Genomic DNA, 19,200 nt, shown 5'->3' with positions numbered 1-19,200 from the left:
CCGCTTTTCCATATCCAGCCCGAAGAGTTGCGTCCCTACATCGGGCCGCAACTCTTTGGCGTCAGCGATAACGCGGAAGATTTTCGCTGACTGCCCATCACAAACAGCGCGCTGTTTGCGATAGGGACGAGAGTCACGGTTTGGTGCGGCGCTGCCACACGATGTCGTGCCCCAGGGCATCGGCCAGCTGCACGGCCTCGGTGTAGCGCAGAGACTCCCTCTGGAGTTTGTTGGACAGGTTGGAAACACTGTCGCTCCAACCATGTTCGTCAGAAAGCAGGTCTACCACCTCCTGCATCGTACAGCCGGAGCGCACAATGTAAGCCTTGATCTCGTTTCTCAGATTGGATTTCATGTCGTTTTTGCCTCCATTTGTTCGTGAAATGTGTTCATTTCCCGGTGATGTGCCGTCACCGGTGGATAAAATTTTTGAGCACGGACGCCTTTCATTCGTAATTTGCGCTGCGATGGGGTACTCAAACGTGACCCCATCCGGCTTTACCGTCTGGCGGTGTTTTGTTTGCGACCGTGTGCTTCCTCACCGCCGGGCGATGGGGCTTCACTGCCCGGTAAATCACCAAACAAGAAAGCCTGTGCTTCCTGCCGTGAAATAGTTCACGGTTTGCACAGGCCTTGAAATTTGCATAGTCATTTTGCCTTCTTATTCTGAGGGAAAAGCGAAAATCCTCTGTACGTACCGTACAGTACGTACAGCAAAATCTCACTTCAATTTCAGCCAAAGGGCCGTGCGACCACCTCGATCCCTACAAAGCCCCGCACCCGCCTGCCGCCGGAGTAGATATTGTTGGTGGGCTCCACGTTGTAGACCGCCGCATTCTGGGTCAGCTCCGAGCTGAGCCGGTTAGCTGACAGGGGCTTGCGCACATTGTCCTCGCACCAGACTTTATATGCCTTATAGATGGACTTGGAACTGGCCTCATAGTCCGCACGAAAGCGGATGTACCCCTCCGACTGCAAAAACTCCACCACATTGTTGCTGCCGCGCCTCACCGTTTCCACGTTCTCCTGGGCCTTGGGGCTGATCGTAAAGCGGTAGTTCTGGGCGATGAGGCGGTGCAGCCCCTCCAGGCACCACAGGAAAATGCCCTCCCGCTCCGCTGCCAGCTTCTCTGCCAGGAAGGGATCGTCTACCCGGTCTGCTGGACGGTCCCTGGTGGTCAGGACGATCTGCCGCCGGAAGAAGCCGTCGGACTGGTCGTGAAGCGCCGTCAACGCCCCGTTGCCGAAGCAGAGAAAGCGCACATAGAGCAAGCTCTGGTAGCTCTGGACGCCTTTGCGCTCCAAATCCATCTTGCACTCGGAGGTGATGATGGACTTGATGTAGTTGGTTTTGGGCAGGGCGCTCAAATCCATATCGTCATCCACCATCAGCAGCTTGTGCTCTAGGTCGGCCCTGCTGAAGCGGTTGTTCTCCACCTTCTGGATGCTGGTGGTGTTCATGCTGTCCCCCAGGATGGCGCGCATCACCAGGCCAATCCGGCTTTTGCCCTCGCCGCCCCTGCCGATGATGAGCAGCATCTTCTGGGCCCTAGTGGTGGGCAGCAGGCAGTAGCCCAGGTACTCCTGCAAGGTGGGGATGTCCTCCGGTTCCAGCAGTTCGGAGAGGAACCGCAGCCACCGCTCCGGTCTGGGGGCGTCTGGCAGATAGCCCACGGCCAGGCGGTTGTTGCAGTAGGTCTTTTCCGGCGAGAAGCGGCCGTCCATGAAATAGGTGCCGTTGGCCACATGGATGCGGTCGGTCTCGATGGGAAGGGGCGGCGAGTAGGCTTGCAGTTTGATGCTGGCGAGCAGATTGGACACCAGTTTGGACAGTCCGCTGGTGACGCAGCCGGAAACCGTCTCCAGGATCTGCTGGCTGACCACCGCCTCGTCCTCCACCGCTCCATCCACCGTGAACAGCCTGCCCCGGATGCACTTCATGGGGTGGGCCGCCAGAAATTCCTCGCAGAACAGCACCTCGTTGATGTTCTTCCCGTCATACCAAGCGGGCCAGCCGCCGTGACTGGGCGGCACAGCAGAGTTTTTGCGCATTGTGTGTTGTCTCCTTTCTCCATTCTTTCAGTTGCCGATTGATCTTTTGGATGCTTCCGTCTGCCATCAGCTGCTGAACTATCGTCTCCCGCTCATGGGAATCTCCTTGCAGCAGGGCGTCCAACAGGCACTCCGCCCAGGGAAGCCGGTGGCAAGCCTCCACAAACCGCTCGTTCAGCGTTTCCTCCGGTGTCTGTGGAGCATACTGCAGTTTCCACTCTTCCAGTGTCCGGCGGTACTGCCCCAAAACAGAACAGCACAGCACAGCCGCTCATCCTCCTGGAGCTGCTGTGCCTTGGTTTTCTGTTTCAGTTTTTGGCAGATGGATTCCGGCGGGGGCTTGTCCGGCGCAAGATGGAAGTCCGCCGCCAGTTTTCGGGCTGCATCATACAGGCTCAGGCCAAAAAGATTGGCAGCCAGGTCGATGACGTCCCCGTGCGCTCCGCAGGCAAAACAGTGGTAGTGGTCGTCTGCTACCAGCAGGCTGGGGTGGTGGTCGTTGTGGAAGGGGCAGAGCGCCATTCCACAGCGGTTGACCGCAACGCCATACAGCTGTGCAGCCTCCCTGGCGTTGACGGCGGTTTTTACGGTTTCAAACAGGTTCATACAATTCCCTCCATTTCTTGATGCGTGGGGCAAGTTTCTCACCCCTCTGTATCAGTTATGGGGAAAATCGAAAAAAACAGGCTGATGGCATGACAGCGCCGTTTCAAAAAACATGACAAAGCCCTGCCTGTGTGCTATGATAGAAAAAGAAAAACATGACAGGAGGAGGCCGATGGACAAGATCATCAACCACGCAGTGCTGTCGCTGGATTTCTGGCAGGATACCGTGACTTACGAGGGCTGCGCCATGCCCACGGGGACCATTGGCTGCGAGGTATTGAACATTTCAGCTGAAGCGATTGAAACCCTTACCCCGCCCTGCGATACGATGAACCGCCTGCTGCAGGGGATGAACACGGGGACGGTGGACCTGACGCTGCTGCCCCAAGTGCAGGGCGCTGCCAGCGGCATCCTCTCCTTCATGGATGTTACGCGGCCGTTCTCCCGGCTGTCCAATAGTGACTTCGGGAAGAAACTGGCGGATGTTTTCTCTGCCGCGTATCTGGAAGATGCAAGAGATTATTTGCAGCTTTCCCAGCAGGAGCAGCTGCTCTGCACCTTGACCGGCCAGCACAGCAGGGCGGCGCAGCTGATCCGCATGACCCAGGTATTGGGACATCTGAGCTATTCCCTCCGCCAGTACAAGGACGCCCTGCTCCCGTTTGCCCGGCAGCTGAATGAACCCGGCCACGACCGCACGGCGGAGGGCTATGCAGCACTGTTTGGGCAGTTTTTCCAGGAAGAACCGACACTCTCTGACGGCAATCCCTCCTGGATGACCCTGACCAACGCCTCGGTGCAGTACGTCTCCGCCATTCGCCCCGGTGCGGCGGAACCGCAGCTGGTGAAGCGGATGCACTACGTCAGTTTTGTGGGGATGTTTCGCTCCGACCTGTTCGAGGGTCTGTGCGTGGGCCATGCGCCCAGACAGTGCCCCATCTGCGGGCGGTGGTTTTTGACCACCGATGCCCGGCGCACCAAATACTGCGGCGGTCTGGCTCCAGGGGACAAGCGGCGCCGGACGTGCCGTCAGATCGGCAACCTGCGGGGGCGGGCACAGCGGGAGCTGGCGGCAGACCACCCCATTAAGGCGGTCTATAACCGTCGGATGAATACCATCCTCCAGAGTACCCGCCGTGGGAAGCTGGACGCGGAACTGGCCAAAGTAATGAAAAAGCTGGCAAAGGATAAGATGCTGCGGGCGATCTCTGACCACAGTTATGCCAGCACCAGATACGAGCAGGAAATGACCCAGGAGGCCCTGCTTGCAGAGGCAAAGAGACGAATGGCTTTGTAGTGCCATAGGAAGGCGGTGAGGAAATGGCGGAAGTGGAATTTACTTGGGCGTTGGACGGCTACTGCGCCCGATATGGTTTTCTGGCCCAGCCGGAGGGGCTGACTATGCGGGAGGCGGCGCGCGTCTTTCAGCTTGACCCGCAGCCGCCGGAGGCAGGAACACTCAACGATTACATCACTGCCGCCCTGCGGGAGCGAAACCTGGACTACTTCTCCTTCTTCCTGCACCACTATGAAACCCGGCTCAATGGCCGTGTTCGCCGTTTCCTGATGCGGGAGGGGCTGGAACGCTATGACCCGGAGCGGTTCCTGGACTACAAAATGGGGTGTGTCCTCGCCATGCTGGATTGCCTTCCGGGCTATGACCCGATGAAGGAGGCGGACTTTCTGACCTATGCCCATTATTTTATCGGCAATGCACTTCTGGAGTGCCGCCGCCAGGAAGAGGCCGGTTCCTTCCAATCTCTGGACGAATACAAGGCCGCTCGTGGGATCGCCTGGCTCTACAACAATTCCGGCAAGAGCACAAAAGATGTCATCGCCGAATATGCCAACCATCAGAACTGCACCGAAATGACTGCCGCAGAGTACCTGGCGTTGGCACAGTGCAACCGCAGCCGGGTGCCCTTCTACCAGACAGTACAGGACGAAGAGGGGGAGGAGACCGGAGAAGATGTAAGCCGGGACGACAGCTGGAATTATGCGGACATTCTATGGAACAGCATCCGGGCCAAGGCTGTTCGGGAGGCTTTTGAAAAGCTGGATTACCGGGAACAGACCCTTTTGGAAAAGCGGAACGCCGTCTGCATGACCTGCGGTCGGGTGAGCCCGCTCAGCACCCGCATGAGCTTTGAGGACTTGGCGGTGCAGTTTGAGGGCAGCACCGCCAGCGGGGCGGAACGTGCCTATCGCCGGGCGGTGGAACATCTGGCCTGTCTGTTGACAGAGGCTGGCGTCATCCACATGGTTCGATTGAAACGGAAATCGCAGACCCGCAGAAAACAAAAAATTGCCGCCGCTATCTACCTGTATCAGGTGGACAACGACGGCGAATGGGGAGAAATTTCGTTTGATTTTGAACGCGGTACGGCGGAAGTTACCGCCTTGGTGGGGTGGGACACATCCAGGACTCACCGCTTTGCCAATTTGGCGATCCAAGAACTGTTGAACTGCAACAACAAAGCCTTACCTAAAGAGACCTGGCTTGTGAAGGAACTATGACCTAAGTCTGTCCACAGAAAGCTCCGTGCGGCAGAATTGGAGCGTGAAAATACGGAGCTGCGCGGGAAAGTCCGGAGCTGCGCGGGAAAGTCCGCAGCTATGAGGATGTGATTCAGCGTAATAATCTGTGGCGATTCTTCCATCCGCACAGAGAAAAAGCGGTCACGAGGGACGAAGCTCGCTGATTCCTGTGTAGAGCCGGAAAAAACGCATTTTATCGAATGGGAGCGCGTCGGACAGGGCAGACATCGTCCGGCGCGCTCCTGTTTGAAAATCGCCATTTTTCCCAAGTCAAGAGCCGAAGAAAACACCTGAAAAACACCCCTATTGCGTGACAGAGCCGCAGAAAGGATAAGCCTATGAGAACAGGACTTACCAAGCAGGAAAAGACCACCGAAATCTATTTTGACGAGAAAGACCCCACCATCTTCATCCGCACCCACAACACCGACCTCAAAAACAGGCTGACCGCATACAACCGCAAACACCCTGCCGTCTGCAAGCTGACGGACGTAGACTCGGACACGGGCTGCAAGGAATTTGAGATTGAAAAGGGACGCTTCTCTTTCCGGCTGACCGCCCCATACAGAGAGGAACGCCGCAGGGCGGCAAGCGAAGCGGCGAAAAACGAATAAAAGGGTTTTAGGGCTTCGTTGATTGTTGCGTTGGCAACCCCACCGCAATGGTAGTGCCCGTCTCCGAACTTTTCTCTACCCAAACGGAGCCGCCGTGGAGGTCGGCGATCTCCCATACCAGTGAGAGCCCCAGTCCTGCGCCACCGTATTCCCGGCTGCGAGACTTGTCCACCCGGAAGAAGGGCTGGAAGATACTGCGCTGATACACCTCCGGGATGCCGCAGCCGGTGTCGGAGACGCGGAGCAGGAGCTTTTCCAACTCCTGAGTGACAGAAACCCGTACCGAGCCGCCCGGCCGGTTGTACTTGACAGCATTCTCCGTCAGGTTGAAGATCAGCCGGTAGATCAGTGCATCGCTGCCGGTCATAATGCCGTCGCCCTCCGCCGTCAGCGTGACGCCGAGCTTATCTGAGAGCGGCGCAAGATCTGTGAAGATCTCCTCGATCATGGGAGCGAGCTGGATCCGCTCGTTCCGCGCCACCTGCCGCAGATTGCTCATCTCCAGCAGTGTCCTGGTCATCTGTATCAGCCGTTCCGTCTGCTCACGCAAAAGCGTGAGGAACTCCGCCGTCTCCGGTCGCACATCAGGATGCTCCGCGGAAAACAGCTCCAACTGCGCCTGCATTAGTGCCAGTGGCGTGCGCAGCTCGTGGGCGGCGTTGCCGGTGAACTGCCGCTGGGCGGAAAAGGCGTTGTTCAGCCGCTCCAGCATCTGGTTGAACGAGCGGCTCAGCTGCCGGAACTCCGAAATAGCATCTTCATCGATCCTCATATCGGCAAGATTGTTCAGCTGCACCTGCTCCACCTGCGAGGTAAAGCTGCGCAGGGGCTTGAGGACGCGTCCGCTGACAAAATAGGCGAGGATGCCGCTGAGCAGCGTTACCGCCGCCGTGATATACCAGTTGGTGGTGCGGAAGCGCCCCTGCACCCCATCGACGACGATGGTCAACTCCTCGTTGGGCGCTATGAGCCGCGGGTCAAAGCTCGCCTCTCCGTCCTCATTCAGGATCACCGTGCCGCCGCCCTGTAAGCTGTCCGCAATGGTGTCCATATAGTACACACCGGAGGAGCACAGTAGCAAATTCATGGCCACGCAGGTGATGCCGATGAGCAGGACGGTCATCAGCGTGATGCGCCACTGCAAAGAAAGACGCTTCATGCTTCCTCGCCTCCCATTAGATAGCCCTCGCCGATGCGGTTGCGGATGGGGTCATAGCCCAGCATGGCGCGGAGCTTTTTGCGCAGGGCGGAGATGTGGACGCGAATGGAGTTGCTGAAGCTGTCCACGCTGTTGTCCCAGACGTGCTCCATCAGCTCCTCCTGACTCACCGGCCGTCCCTGATGTACCATCAGATATTCCAAAATGCCCGTTTCCTTTCGGGTGAGCGTCAGCGTCTGCCCGTTGACGGTGGCGGTACGGGAGCGGGTGTCAAAGGTCAGACCGCCGCAGCTTAGCAGCACATCCTGCTGGGTGAACTGCCGCAATGTCAGGCTGCGGATGCGGGCCTCCAGCTCCGCCAAGTGGAAGGGCTTCGCCAGATAGTCGTTGGCCCCGGCATCCAGCCCCTGCACCTTGTCCTCCACTTCGCTGCGGGCGGAGAGGATCAGCACCCGCGTCTCCCGGTCGGTCTGCCGCAGGGTGCGCAGCACCGTCATGCCGTCCTTTTTCGGCAGATTCAGATCAAGAAGCACCAGATCGTATCGTTCCACGCCCAGAAGCGCCAGCGCCTTTTCGCCGTCATGGCAGTAGTCCACGCTGTAGGCCAGCCGCCGCAGGCTGCGAACGATGGTCTCGCACAGGGCGCGTTCATCTTCAATTACTAAAAGGTGCATGAGAGCCCTCCTTTTTATTTCTTCGTTTTTGTGTTGCTTTCATTATAGCAAAAACAGATAAGGTTTGCGTTAAGTTTTCGTTCTTAACAGAGACTTTAACTCTCCCGCGCTATGATGGAGGCAGAAAATCGGAAAGGGTGATGAAAAATGAGCTGCAGGAAAAAGGCCGCGGCGCAGATCGTGCTGCTGATGGCCGGAGCCGCCATGCTGTGCTTTGGTGTCTGGCGGGGCGAGGCGGCGACAGTGCTGAGCAAAGCAATCAAATTATGTCTGGAGTGTGTGGGCATTGGGTAAAAAGTTTTCAGGCGTTTCACAGACCATGTCCCGCTTCCGGGGCTGGATTCAGGCGGGGGCGACGCTGCTGACCAACCTGCATCTGCCGAACTTTCTCAAGGGCGGACTGTATCAGGGGGCGGGGAAGACCGTCTGCGTGCCGGGGCTGAACTGCTACTCCTGTCCGGCGGCCTCCGGAGCCTGTCCCATCGGGGCGTTTCAGGCGGTGGTGGGCTCGTCCAAGTTCAGCTTTTCCTATTATATCACAGGCTTCCTCATCCTGCTGGGCGTGCTGCTGGGGCGCTTTATCTGCGGCTTTCTCTGCCCCTTCGGGTGGTTTCAGGAGCTGCTGCATAAGATCCCGACAAAGAAGCTCTCCACAAAGAAGCTCAAGCCCCTGACATACCTCAAGTACGCTGTCCTGCTGGTGATGGTTTTCCTGCTGCCGGCGTTCCTTGTGAACGATGTTGGCATGGGAGACCCGTTCTTCTGCAAATACCTCTGCCCCCAGGGTGTGCTGGAGGGAGCCATCCCGCTGTCCCTTGCCAATGCCGGCATCCGGGCGGCGCTGGGCAAGCTGTTTACATGGAAATTCAGCATTCTGCTGTCGGTGATCGTGCTGAGTGTGCTGTTCTACCGGCCGTTTTGCAAGTGGCTCTGCCCGCTTGGCGCATTCTACGCGCTGTTCAACCGGGTGTCCCTCTTCCAGATGAAGGTGGACAAGAATAAGTGCATCTCCTGCGGGAAATGCGCCAGAGCCTGCAAGATGGACGTGGACGTGACAAAAACGCCCAACCATACCGAGTGCATCCGCTGCGGAATGTGCATCCGCGCTTGTCCGACGAAAGCAGTGTGCTTCCGTTACAGCTTCGGCAGCGGGAAAGAAACAACAAAGAAAACAACGATGGAGGAATCAAAATGAACATGAAGAGAATTTTTGCACTGGCTTTTGCCGTGCTGATGGTGCTGGCCCTGGCGGCCTGCGGCACGAAGAACAATGACAAGATGGGCGACATGAGCGGCAACGGCTCCGCCATGACCGGCGAGCCGAAAACCGCCGAGGAGGCTCTCGCCCTGCACAAGGAGCTGCTGGAGCGGGAGAACGCGCTCCTGTCGGAAAATACCGAGCTGTGGGAAAAGGTCTTTATGGAGGCCGACAAGGGCATGGCCATGATCGAGGACGGAAAAAACTACGGCGACTTCCTGTTGGATACCGTCGAGGCCGCTAAAGAGCAGTTCACCGACAAGGAGTATGAGTGGCTGAAGGAGGCCGCCACGGAGATCAGCAATATCGAAAACAAGCTGACCGCGCTGGAGGAAAAGTACCCCGAGATTGTGCAGCAATCCATGGACGGCGATATGAGTATGCCCGCGGGCAGCGACACGAGCAACCCTCCCGACGACGGCAGTATGCAGAAGTTCCCCACCTTTGAGGGCAAGGACCTGGATGGCAACACGGTGAAGAGCGACGAGCTGTTCTCCGCCAACGCCGTCACCGTGGTGAATTTCTGGTTCACCACCTGCAATCCCTGCGTGGGCGAGCTTTCCGAGCTGGACGCACTGAACAAGGAGCTTGCGAAGAAGGGCGGCTCCCTCATCGGCGTCAACACCTTCACTCTGGACGGCGACGAAGCGGCAATTTCCGAGGCGAAGGATGTGCTTGCCAAGAAGGGCGCCACCTATCAGAATGTGTATTTTGACTCCGACGGTGAGGCGGGAAAGTTTACCACCAACATCTTTGCCTATCCCACCACCTATGTGGTCGACCGCAGCGGCAATATCGTGGGTGACCCCATCGTAGGCGCCATCACGGAAAAGAAGCAGGCGGAGACGCTGCAAAAGCTCATCGACCAGGCTCTTGCTGCCGATATGGGCTGACAAACGAATTCATCTTCTCAGAAAGACCTGCTAACAAAAGTCAAGTAGAAATTTCAGATTTGGGGGAGCGGCAAAAAGGCAGCACAAAATTAAGCCGCTGTGCATTTCAAAATTAAAACGGCGGCCAGCCAGATGGTATAGCGCAGGAAAATCAGTCATGTTCCAGAGAATCCAAGTAGGCTTTCACAGAAGCGTAGTAGATACGCAGGAACTTATTTGCGGAGGCCATCATGTAGACACGGTAGGGTTTGCCTTCAGAGCGTTTCTTGTCCATGAACTGGTAAACTGGCTCATCCATTGGAGCGCATTGCAGGAGGACGCCCATCACCAGAAAGAGTGTCCTGCGCAGGGAGGCAGATCCCCTCTTGGAAATGCTGCGGCTGCGGACATCTATTTGGCCGGATTGGTATGGCGGGGCGTCAATGCCCGCAAAGGCCACCAGCGCTTTCTTGGAATGAAAACGGCGCACATCTCCAATTTCAGCCATGAGTTGTGGGCCGAGAGTGGGGCCAACACCAAACATCTCCATCACCATAGGATACTCCGGCAGAGAAGCCGCCAGGGACTGCAATTACCTGTGGATTCCATCACCACACGGGTCTCACCGTCCAAGCTTTTGAGTTGCCTTGCCAGCTCGCTCAGTTCATTGACGGTGTGGCACACTTCAAAGGGTGAAACCACTACCTCTCCAAAGGGCCGCATGACTGCAATCGTGCTCTTGCCCTTGGAAACATCGATGCCAACGCAGTTCATTCACATTCCTCCAATACCAAGAATCTGCAACCGGAAATCCATCTTTTCTCGCTGCCGATTCAATCTATTGGGTGACACGAACTCTCCGGCATCCGGTGGCTCAACCTGCTCAAATCGAACGCTACAACAAGAGGATGGCTGACAGTCTTTCGAACGGACATAAAAGCCCAAGGAGGGATTGGTCAGCCAGTTGCTCCCCTTATTGTAGCTTAGGCACGAGATGGAGAGAAAGCCGGACTGGCTGCCCGGCTTTCCTGTCCAAATTTATTGTAATAGGAGGGATACACCATGTATCGGAGAGTATTGCCGCTTCTGCTCACCGCGGTACTGCTGCTGAGCGGCTGCACTGCCGGGCAGAAAAATATGCCGCAGAAAATGGACGAGAAGGAAATGACCGGACAGCCCTCTGATATGTCCGGTGAAGGAAGCATGTATATGGATACCACGGAAAATGTCATATATCTGGCGGGCGGCTGCTTCTGGGGAATGGAACAGCTGATGCAGTCTATTCCCGGCGTCATCGATGCCGAGAGCGGCTATGCCAACGGCACCTGCGAGGCGGACGCCGATTACAAGACCGTCTGCAAGGGCGAGACCGGCTTTCGGGAGGCCGTGCGGGTGGAGTATGACCCCGGACAGGTGAGTCTCGACGCCCTGCTGCTGGCCTACTTCTATGTGATCGACCCCACGGTGGAGAACCGGCAGGGCAACGACCGGGGCAGCCAGTATCAGACCGGTGTCTATTACACCAACGAAAGCGCGAAGGAAACGGTGGAGCGCATCGCGGAGATCGAGCGGGGACGCAGTGAAAAGTTCTTCGTGGAGATCGGCCCACTCAAGAACTACTACCCCGCCGAGGAGTACCACCAGAACTACCTCGAAAAGAACCCGAACGGCTACTGCCACATCCCGCGCGCGGAGATGGAGCTGTTTTCCCGGCTGCGCATCGATCCGGGCGACTATCAGAAGCCCGCGGCGGAATCCATCCGGGACAAGCTGACGGCGGAGCAGTACCGTGTTACGCAGGAGAGCGGCACGGAGCGCGCTTTCACAGGCGAGTTCTGGGATAAGTTTGAAAAGGGCATCTATGTGGATGTCGTCACCGGCGAGCCGCTCTTTTCCTCCACGGATAAGTTTGAGAGCGGCTGCGGCTGGCCGGCTTTCACAAAGCCCATTGAAGAGCCCGCCGTAGTGGAACTGGAGGACCTGAGCCATGGCATGCGCCGCACAGAGGTCAGAAGCCGTGCCGGAGATTCTCACCTTGGTCATTTGTTCACCGGCGATCCGGAGTCCCCCAATGGCGTGCGCTACTGCATCAACAGCGCGTCCCTCCGCTTTGTGCCTTACGCAAAGATGAAAGCAGAGGGCTACGGATATCTTCTGTATCTGTTCGAGGAATGAGTTCGCAAAATACAATGATATAATAAGCAGCGTCCCAATCATTATGAACCGGGACGCTGTCGTTTATGCTCATGTCGGTTTATTCAAACAGGACGTTCAGCTTGCTGTTCAGAATCAGATCGGCATAAGCAAGCGGGTCATTGTAGATCAGATAATCCAGCTCTGACTGCTGGAAGCGGTTGTCAGCAGCTTCGCTTTCAACGGCGGTGAAGTCAATGGAAATCTGGCTTCTATCGTCAAAAACCAATTCTACGCAGGCTGTGTCTATGTTGAATTGATAGGATATAAGTTTGCTCATGGTCATACCTCCAAGATGTTTTTTGAGGTGAATCAGGCGGTCAATTTCCGGGTGATTATTGGCGGGAATCATATCGAAATCTGCTGCAAATCATTCAAAATAAATCGTTGCGAACGGTTAGTACGTATAAAATAGCTGGCTACAAAACGGCTACAAAATTCGTAAGGAACCTATGTACAGCCCGAAATACGTGGATTATTTGGATGAAAAGTGCATCGAGAGTGCATTTTATAACCCTAAATCAAAGCTCAAGACTTGAGCATCTATGGTATCAACGAGGTCGGCTCTGTTGCCCTGTCGCTGAATCAGCTTGACCCCAACGGGAACTATATCGCAGAGGAACGTTCTATCGAAATCATGGTTCCCGGTGTGGACACAGGATATGATGCCACAGGCGAGGAGGTCTATCGAAATAACGGATTGCGAATTGTCGCAAAGACCATATTGGAAGACTCGTCCGAATACAGCTCCGATATGTATGTACTCATGCTCGCCGAGAATACAAGTGGGAGAACTCTCACGATTGATGACACGTACGATTCGCTCTCTGTAAATGGCTACATGACAGACTACTCTTTCTACAGCGCAGAGCTTGCTGACGGAGAATCTGCCGCGCTAGAGATCAGACTGCAGGAATCATCGCTGGAGGAGAATCAGATTGCCTCGGTCTCTGACATCAGTGAGATCGAAGTTGGGTTTGAGATCAAAGCGGACAGGGACATCATTGATGAGCCAACAGTCCTGATTCAATTCGATTCGTGAAAACATCAACAACCGGCAGGTGTGTGAAAGCACCTGCCGGTTGCTATTCATATAGATGACACGCTCTCTTTGTCAAGAGGTAACCAAGAACTGGCACTCGATTCCGAGTAACCGCACAACAGCGTGTTCTGGAAGTAACGTAAGCGTGGATTTGGGTATAGTATCTTTAACTTTGGGAAACTCCGGTTTCCCATTTTGATACGGAAGATTTGGACACGCCCATATATTCAGCCAGCTGCTCCTGCGTAATTCCCGTCTCCCTTCTGTATTTCATTATATTTTTTCCAAGGTTCATATTAACCATTCTATCTCTCTCCTTTCCTACTATCCATTATAGTATGATTATCTGCATATTCAACGGAATATGATGCAACAAAAAGAAAGAAAGTTTCCAAAACGGAAACTTCCTTTCATCTGTTCAGATTGCTCTGTATATGATATCTCGCACTCTCTGCTATCTCTTTCTTCGTATAGATGTAATATGTGATACTGTGGTCAAACTTCTCTCCAAACCTTCCCATCCTGTGTGAATTTGCACTATAGCCTCCGGAGCTTTTCGTCTTTACCGTGTATGGTATCCCATTATCTTCCAGAATCGCTCTGGCTTTCGCATAGCGCCCGGCCTCCATCGTCATAAATACCTCTTCTTTATTCCAGAACATATGCCGTTCCTCCTTTCAGCCACTTCTTATCTCTATACGGTCTTAACTCCTGCCCTCTCCATTGCACGCCCGACAGCCTCTGCCAGCATCCTGGCGGACCTGGAGTTAAAGTGTACGCCGTCCACGGTCACGTCAAGGCCTCTCCTGCGGGAAAGCGAATCCTTCCTCCGCGGAAACAGCAGCATGTATAGTCCGTCCGCAATCCTCCCTGCGTTCAGCTTTCCCCAGCTGCAGGTCCTGTCCCGGTGCACGCGCTTTTTCTGCATCTCATATATGTCGATAAATTCTGCATCATATGTTCTTGCCACGCTCCTGATACAGCTGTTATAAGCCTCGACCTTTCCAAGCGGATAGTCTGCAAGCTGAATATAGGGAAGGCCCACAAGCACAACCTTATATCCGTTATGCTTCATCTGTCTGACAGCTTCCTCATAATATCCGGCAAATTCCCCGATATCGCTGCTGAATCTGCGGATGATATTCCGGAGCCTGTACTGTATCTGCCAGAAGCGGGACCGGTTTCCAAGATAAGGAAGCAGTATATCATTCGTCCCAAGAGAGAAGATGACCGTATCTGCTTCTCTATAGGCACGTTTCCTCATATATCTGCGAAGCCTCCGGACACCTCCTAGCAGAGATTCACCGTTCACTCCGAGATTCACAAGCTGCTGCTTCTTATCGGCAAAAGGAATATATGAATATCCCATCATTCCCAGTGTTATGCTGTCGCCTATACATAATGTCATCCCGCCGGCCTCCTTACTAGTCAAACCATTTCTTTATCCGGAACAGCCAGATTTCCACCAGGATAATCGCAATACTTACGATAATTACCACCGCATATCCGTAAGGGCTTGAAAGCTCTGGCATACCGACGAAGTTCATGCCATACCAGCCCGCAATCAGCGAAAGCGGAAGGAATATCGTCGTGACTACCGTCAGGAACTTCATTATCTTGTTCTGCCTGATATCAATCTGCGACTCATACATCTCACGCAGCTGAAGCGAATATTCCTGCAGCCGTCTCGTATTGTCGAACAGCCGGTCCGCCCTCTTAGAATACAGGTCGAATATTCTGCAGTCCTCCTCCTCAAACATATGGTTCTGATTCTCTTCCAGCGTCTCGCTCACATCCGTTAGCTGCTGGTAATATGACTGCAGTGCCAGCAGTTCTTTCCTGATGGCGAGCATCTTCTTGTCAAAATCATTGATAACGCCTTGAAGCAGCACGCCCTCCAGCTCTGAGAGCTTCTTTTCATAATTCTGGAGAAAGATGACGTCTTCCTTGACAAGATATTCCATGAGTTCAAAGAAAAAATGTGCCGTGTACGTCTTTTCCACGGTCAGCGCTTCCGCCATATGCTTTACGAGCTTTTCAATTATGCCGGAATCATCTACGAGCACCAGCTTTTCCGTCGTCATGTAGAATCCGAATGTCGTATATGTCCCAAGCAGGTCATCCTTACGAGGAATGACGAAGGTCCCGATGACACAGTCCTTCAGCAGATCCGCCCTGCAGTAGTGCGTGTGATAAATATTCAAAAGCATCTTCTTCTGGAAGTGCTTCTTGTATCCGTCTTCATATTGCTCAGATGTTATAATCTCGACCAGCGACTCGTCGTCACCGATCTCCTCATCGCCGCCGATCGGCTCTATGCTTCCATTCAGCCGGTACCGCATCCTGCCACCTCCTGTTTAAACATGAATCTATATCTATCATACCACAATCCGGAAAATATAAATATAATATTTGAAAACAATGCTCCCAACACTAATTTACATATTTTACCATATGTGTACAGGCTTATTTTGTTATATGATGGTTTTGGAGGTATCATTTTTATGAAAGAAGACATTGAACATATAATCAGAAGAGAATTTGACGCGGAAGCCGCGCGGATCGAACAGGAGACACGTTTTACATCGTTCGACGTATCTCCCGAAGAGATAGAATCCATGCGCCGGGCAATCGAAAAGCTGATAGAGAGGACATAGACGAAAGCATCCGGCTGGCCGGTTTATCGGATATTTAAAAATATATTAAGAAATACCTTCTCTTAAATTCATTTTTATTATTTACAATGATAGATACTGAGGAGGGACATAATATGAAACAAAAGCAAAGCCGCACTAAACTGACTCTGGTACTCATGATTATATATGTAATACTTATCACATGGATTATCCTGTTTAAGATGCAGCTATCCCTGGCAGGATTCGGGCATATGCGCAGCATAAATCTTGTACCATATGGTGGTTCTGTTATCGTAAATGGGAAGGTACAGCTATCGGAGATATTCCAGAATATACTCGTCTTCGTACCGGCAGGCATCTATCTTTGTATGCTGAAAGGACGCCTTTCCATATCTAAAAAGATACTGATGATTGCTTCTTACAGTCTTTTTCTGGAAGTTATGCAGTATGTCCTGGCAGTCGGCGCTACCGATATCACGGATCTTATCGATAATACCCTGGGCGGAACCATCGGTATCGGTATCTATGCAGGTGTCTGCAGGCTTCTGCAATCAGAAGAAAAGGCGAATAAGATATTCAATATACTGGCAGCCGTCGGAACGGCATGCCTCTGTGTGCTCATCTTTGTGCTCATCGTCTGTAACTTATAGAGGAGCGATATCCTGTTGGAATCCGGCCCAATAGGATATCGCTCCTTCGTCTCTGCTTATGCATGGGGAATGTCGGTATAGTCCGCGATATCCCGGCTTGTCGTGCACAGGTCTTCTACGGTCAGATTATGGATATCCCTGTGTCCGGTTATCCTGGCAAATGTCCGAATCTCTTCAAACATCGCCATAAAATAATTGCCGACACGAATGGCAGCCGCCTGTGCGTCAAATCTCGCCCTCAGCACTTCATCCTGTGTCGCTATCCCCGCGGGACATCTGCCGCTGCCGCAGTCTCTGAACTGCTGGCAGCCCGCTGCAACCATCGCCGCGGATGCGACCGCTACGGCTGTCGCTCCCATAGCTATCGCCTTCACGGCATCCGATGACACACGAAAGCCTCCTGTCATGACGAGGTCGATGTCGGCCCCGGCCGCATCAAGATACTTCTTAGCCCGGTGCAGCGCATAGACAGCCGGCACGCTCGTGGCATCCCGGATAATCCTGGGACTGGCGCCAGTGGCACCACCGCGGCCGTCAATCGTAATAAAGTCAGGTTCCGCATATACGCAATATTCCAAATCCTTCTCAATACGCCCTGCCGCAATCTTGATACCTATCGGGCGCCCTTCCGATGATATGCGAAGCTGTTCCACCAGCTCCTTCAGCTCTTCCTTCGTCGTAATATCTTCAAATCTGGATGGACTGATAACGTCCTTGCCAAGCGGCTTATTCCTCACTTTGGCAATTTCCGGGGTGACTTTGTCTCCTGGAAGATGGCCGCCCATGCCAGGCTTGGTCCCCTGTCCAATCTTAATCTCTATCGCGTCTGCTTCCCTCAGGTTCTTTGGCGTCACGCTGTACCTGTTCGGCACATACTCGAATATGTATTTATAGGCAGCGTCCTTTTCTTCCGGAAGGATACCACCCTCTCCGCTGCACATCGCTGTCCGGGCCGTCGCGCTGCCTTTTGAAAGCGCAGTCTTGGCCTCTTTGGAAAGCGCTCCGAACGACATGTGCGATACGTACACCGGTCCTTCCAGCACCATCGGGCGCTCCGCCTTTTTGCCTATTACAGTCTTGATACTGACTTCTTCCCCTGCATCAAGCGGGGGCGGATTCAGCTGCGCACCCAGTATCAGGATGTCATCAAATCCCGGGACCGGCATCTGCGTCCCCATCGCTTCTATGACCGGACGCCCGGAGGCGGCCATCTGCTGAATCGTCTCCATATAACGGTAAGTACATCCCACCATCCTTCCGGCCTCTTCCTCTAACTCCCGGAAGGAATCTTTCGGCTGCCTGCAGGCAGGACAGGCCTCTAGCTCCGTCAGCTTCCTCCCCTCTTTCTCTTCATCATATACGAATCCACATACGCTGCACTTATATCTTGCCATAGACTTCCTCCTTCTCCGATGCTTTGCGGCTGTACCGCGAACATGACCGCTTCCGTGCATCAGGTGCGTCATTCTATGTCAAGTATACCACGCTTCTTCCCATTCTTCAAAGCCTCATCTGGCATGCAGCCTTATTAATCAGCTTATATAGAGTATCTGCACGTCCCCCAGTATCCTCTTCACTTCCGTCCTGAAAAAAGCTTCTGCTTCCGCCCGTACTTCCGCCCGGTAACAGTACCTGCCTCTTCCTCTGCCGGTCATTAGCTCTTTGTCATACAGATCCGGTGCCTGGGGAAAGGCTTCGCTGTTGATGGCACGGTGTATATAAGAATATGTCATGAGTATGATTTCGATAAACATCTGCTCTCTCATCTGTCCGCTCAGCCCTTCGTCCAGCTCCTTAAGAAGGCCGGTATACATCTCCTTCCACCCTTCTGCAAGTATCACTGGTGCTATCAGCAGGCCGCACGGATACCCTGCCGCGCACATCTGGTTAACGGCATCTATCCTCTGGAAAAGGCCTGAAGTACCCAGCTCCACCTTTTGAATCAGAGGCTGTGGATTTACGCTCATGCGAAATATGACCTTACCCCTGTGTTCCAGATCAAGAAGCGGCTCTACCATATCGAACTTTGTCGGAAAAGTAAGCTTTCCCCTTCCTTCGCGCGCGAATCTGGGTATCGTATACTCCAGATTGCCCGTAATCGTATTCTCCAGTATAAGGTCGCTGTTGCTCCCTATTTCAAACGTCAGCAAACTGCCGCTTTTCTCCCCCTGTCTGATCAGACGGTCCAACATCTGCTCCCGGTTCACAAAGAGCCTAAGATAAGCGCATTTGTTATAATTACACACGAGATAGCAGTACAGGCACATGGCCGTACAGCCGGATGATGTATATGGGACAAGATAATCTGAGACTTTATGGTTCTCCACGTACTTGTGCGTTTTCCGTGTGCCGATGATGAGGTTCCGCTTCATACGGCCAAACTCAGAATTGGGCTTGTCCCTCATCTCCTGAATTGCATTATGGCTCTCGATAGGAATCCAGGGCAGGCTGCCAAACTGTTCCTTCAGCTTCTTCCCAAGGGGATAATCCAAACTGTCCGGTTCATAATATACTGCATCAAATCTCATGATTTTTCCTTTCTGTCGCTGCGAACATGTCCTATTCCCAGCCGTTTTTCTGCTCCTATTATAACCTGGCAGTAGTTTTTATATCACATTTCATCAGTTCATGGTAAAATATTACTGTCCGGGGCAATCTAAAATGGCGACACGCGAGATGGACAGGAAGGAGCATGGGAATGCATATAATATATGAAAAAGCACTGAAAGAGTATATGACGAAAAAGCATCTGGAGACAATCCTAGTCGAGGCCTATTCTCCAAATTCGTGAACGGGCGTACCGGAGATAACAGCAAGGTTTGCTGACAGGAAAGCGGCGGAGCGCCGCATAGACAGAAAAAGAGTAAGCCGCCGGATTCCCGGTGAAATCGGGGAGATCCTCGTGC

Annotated in this window: 23 protein-coding genes and 1 pseudogene; 10 read left to right on the top strand and 14 right to left on the bottom strand. The window is 53.7% G+C overall.

Going from position 1 to position 19,200, the window contains the following annotated elements; translation table 11 throughout:
- Positions 1–133 precede the first annotated feature (133 nt).
- The 3 genes from HJV72_RS00360 to HJV72_RS00350 all read right to left on the bottom strand — a co-directional run bounded on the left by HJV72_RS00360 (position 134) and on the right by HJV72_RS00350 (position 2,658).
- Complete coding sequence (locus HJV72_RS00360; RefSeq protein WP_024738455.1) at positions 134–355, bottom strand: hypothetical protein; 222 nt, start codon at positions 353–355, stop codon at positions 134–136.
- Between the two features lie 377 nt (positions 356–732).
- The gene (locus HJV72_RS00355; protein WP_025485030.1) at positions 733–2,052 is read right to left on the bottom strand and encodes a DNA primase family protein; all 1,320 of its coding nucleotides are present in this window, start codon (positions 2,050–2,052) and stop codon (positions 733–735) included.
- A 174-nt stretch (positions 2,053–2,226) separates the two neighbouring features.
- A complete protein-coding gene (locus HJV72_RS00350; protein WP_227056738.1) occupies positions 2,227–2,658 on the bottom strand; it encodes a CHC2 zinc finger domain-containing protein in 432 nt (143 codons plus the stop codon).
- A 172-nt stretch (positions 2,659–2,830) separates the two neighbouring features.
- On the opposite strand from HJV72_RS00350, the gene HJV72_RS00345 reads away from it, so the two are divergent.
- The 3 genes from HJV72_RS00345 (at position 2,831) to HJV72_RS00335 (ending at position 5,810) form a co-directional block, all read left to right on the top strand.
- Positions 2,831–3,955, top strand: a complete 1,125-nt coding sequence (locus tag HJV72_RS00345) for a DUF6076 domain-containing protein (RefSeq protein ID WP_034534043.1) — start codon at positions 2,831–2,833, stop codon at positions 3,953–3,955.
- Between the two features lie 23 nt (positions 3,956–3,978).
- A complete protein-coding gene (locus HJV72_RS00340) occupies positions 3,979–5,175 on the top strand; it encodes a hypothetical protein (protein WP_024738457.1) in 1,197 nt (398 codons plus the stop codon).
- Between the two features lie 359 nt (positions 5,176–5,534).
- Positions 5,535–5,810: a hypothetical protein gene (locus HJV72_RS00335; protein ID WP_024738458.1), complete on the top strand. Its 276-nt coding sequence runs from the start codon at positions 5,535–5,537 to the stop codon at positions 5,808–5,810.
- Positions 5,811–5,817: 7 nt separating this feature from the next.
- Here HJV72_RS00335 and HJV72_RS00330 read toward each other — a convergent pair whose 3' ends face one another.
- Entirely contained in the window at positions 5,818–6,969 is a 1,152-nt protein-coding gene (locus tag HJV72_RS00330; RefSeq protein WP_024738459.1) for a sensor histidine kinase, read from the bottom strand.
- On the bottom strand, positions 6,966–7,643 hold the full coding sequence (locus HJV72_RS00325) for a response regulator transcription factor (protein ID WP_024738460.1): 678 nt from the start codon (positions 7,641–7,643) through the stop codon (positions 6,966–6,968). The genes HJV72_RS00330 and HJV72_RS00325 overlap by 4 nt, the downstream gene beginning before the upstream one ends.
- Before the next feature lie 147 nt (positions 7,644–7,790).
- On the opposite strand from HJV72_RS00325, the gene HJV72_RS00320 reads away from it, so the two are divergent.
- From HJV72_RS00320 to HJV72_RS00310, 3 genes are read left to right on the top strand one after another with little or no spacing between them, the layout of a single operon-like run.
- Positions 7,791–7,937, top strand: coding sequence for a CD1871A family CXXC motif-containing protein (locus HJV72_RS00320; RefSeq protein WP_015553408.1), 147 nt, complete (start codon positions 7,791–7,793; stop codon positions 7,935–7,937).
- Between the two features lie 25 nt (positions 7,938–7,962).
- The gene (locus tag HJV72_RS00315; protein WP_171905564.1) at positions 7,963–8,838 is read left to right on the top strand and encodes a 4Fe-4S binding protein; all 876 of its coding nucleotides are present in this window, start codon (positions 7,963–7,965) and stop codon (positions 8,836–8,838) included.
- Positions 8,835–9,794, top strand: coding sequence for a TlpA disulfide reductase family protein (locus HJV72_RS00310; RefSeq protein ID WP_024738462.1), 960 nt, complete (start codon positions 8,835–8,837; stop codon positions 9,792–9,794). The genes HJV72_RS00315 and HJV72_RS00310 overlap by 4 nt, the downstream gene beginning before the upstream one ends.
- 151 nt (positions 9,795–9,945) lie before the next feature.
- On the opposite strand, the pseudogene HJV72_RS00305 reads toward HJV72_RS00310, so the two are convergent.
- Together HJV72_RS00305 and HJV72_RS20460 are read right to left on the bottom strand one after the other, a co-directional pair.
- Positions 9,946–10,365: pseudogene (locus HJV72_RS00305) on the bottom strand (transposase); the annotation flags it as partial.
- Positions 10,323–10,496 carry a hypothetical protein gene (locus HJV72_RS20460; RefSeq protein ID WP_442899287.1) on the bottom strand — a complete coding sequence of 58 codons (174 nt, stop codon included), beginning with the start codon at positions 10,494–10,496 and terminating at the stop codon, positions 10,323–10,325. The gene HJV72_RS20460 and the pseudogene HJV72_RS00305, both read right to left, overlap by 43 nt.
- Positions 10,497–10,835: 339 nt before the next feature.
- On the opposite strand from HJV72_RS20460, the gene msrB reads away from it, so the two are divergent.
- Positions 10,836–11,948, top strand: a complete 1,113-nt coding sequence (gene msrB / locus HJV72_RS00300; RefSeq protein WP_024738465.1) for a peptide-methionine (R)-S-oxide reductase MsrB — start codon at positions 10,836–10,838, stop codon at positions 11,946–11,948.
- Between the two features lie 79 nt (positions 11,949–12,027).
- On the opposite strand, the gene HJV72_RS00295 is transcribed toward msrB, so the two are convergent.
- On the bottom strand, positions 12,028–12,246 hold the full coding sequence (locus HJV72_RS00295) for a DUF6061 family protein (protein WP_024738466.1): 219 nt from the start codon (positions 12,244–12,246) through the stop codon (positions 12,028–12,030).
- A gap of 255 nt (positions 12,247–12,501) precedes the next feature.
- Here HJV72_RS00295 and HJV72_RS00290 point away from each other — a divergent pair, with 255 nt between their 5' ends.
- Positions 12,502–13,008: a hypothetical protein gene (locus tag HJV72_RS00290; RefSeq protein WP_024738467.1), complete on the top strand. Its 507-nt coding sequence runs from the start codon at positions 12,502–12,504 to the stop codon at positions 13,006–13,008.
- A gap of 166 nt (positions 13,009–13,174) precedes the next feature.
- On the opposite strand, the gene HJV72_RS00285 is transcribed toward HJV72_RS00290, so the two are convergent.
- The 4 genes from HJV72_RS00285 to HJV72_RS00270 all read right to left on the bottom strand — a co-directional run bounded on the left by HJV72_RS00285 (position 13,175) and on the right by HJV72_RS00270 (position 15,350).
- The gene (locus tag HJV72_RS00285) at positions 13,175–13,312 is read right to left on the bottom strand and encodes a helix-turn-helix domain-containing protein (protein ID WP_208067778.1); all 138 of its coding nucleotides are present in this window, start codon (positions 13,310–13,312) and stop codon (positions 13,175–13,177) included.
- Positions 13,313–13,418: 106 nt separating this feature from the next.
- Positions 13,419–13,670: a hypothetical protein gene (locus HJV72_RS00280; protein ID WP_208067776.1), complete on the bottom strand. Its 252-nt coding sequence runs from the start codon at positions 13,668–13,670 to the stop codon at positions 13,419–13,421.
- Positions 13,671–13,702: 32 nt separating this feature from the next.
- On the bottom strand, positions 13,703–14,416 hold the full coding sequence (locus HJV72_RS00275) for an SGNH/GDSL hydrolase family protein (protein ID WP_208067774.1): 714 nt from the start codon (positions 14,414–14,416) through the stop codon (positions 13,703–13,705).
- Between the two features lie 16 nt (positions 14,417–14,432).
- On the bottom strand, positions 14,433–15,350 hold the full coding sequence (locus HJV72_RS00270) for a magnesium transporter CorA family protein (RefSeq protein WP_208067773.1): 918 nt from the start codon (positions 15,348–15,350) through the stop codon (positions 14,433–14,435).
- 162 nt (positions 15,351–15,512) lie between these two features.
- Between HJV72_RS00270 and HJV72_RS00265 the strand changes: the two genes are divergently transcribed.
- A complete protein-coding gene (locus tag HJV72_RS00265; RefSeq protein WP_208067772.1) occupies positions 15,513–15,665 on the top strand; it encodes a hypothetical protein in 153 nt (50 codons plus the stop codon).
- A 113-nt stretch (positions 15,666–15,778) separates the two neighbouring features.
- Positions 15,779–16,294 (top strand): VanZ family protein, encoded by a 516-nt coding sequence (locus HJV72_RS00260; protein WP_208067771.1) that lies wholly within the window; start codon positions 15,779–15,781, stop codon positions 16,292–16,294.
- A gap of 56 nt (positions 16,295–16,350) precedes the next feature.
- On the opposite strand, the gene HJV72_RS00255 is transcribed toward HJV72_RS00260, so the two are convergent.
- Positions 16,351–17,688 (bottom strand): glutamate synthase-related protein, encoded by a 1,338-nt coding sequence (locus HJV72_RS00255; RefSeq protein ID WP_208067770.1) that lies wholly within the window; start codon positions 17,686–17,688, stop codon positions 16,351–16,353.
- A 138-nt stretch (positions 17,689–17,826) separates the two neighbouring features.
- The gene (locus HJV72_RS00250) at positions 17,827–18,822 is read right to left on the bottom strand and encodes an SPL family radical SAM protein (RefSeq protein WP_208067769.1); all 996 of its coding nucleotides are present in this window, start codon (positions 18,820–18,822) and stop codon (positions 17,827–17,829) included.
- Between the last annotated feature and the right edge of the window lie 378 nt (positions 18,823–19,200).

The organism is Extibacter sp. GGCC_0201 (assembly GCF_017566055.1).
Lineage (GTDB): Bacteria > Bacillota > Clostridia > Lachnospirales > Lachnospiraceae > Extibacter.
This window is presented reverse-complemented; position numbering and strand designations above follow the sequence as displayed.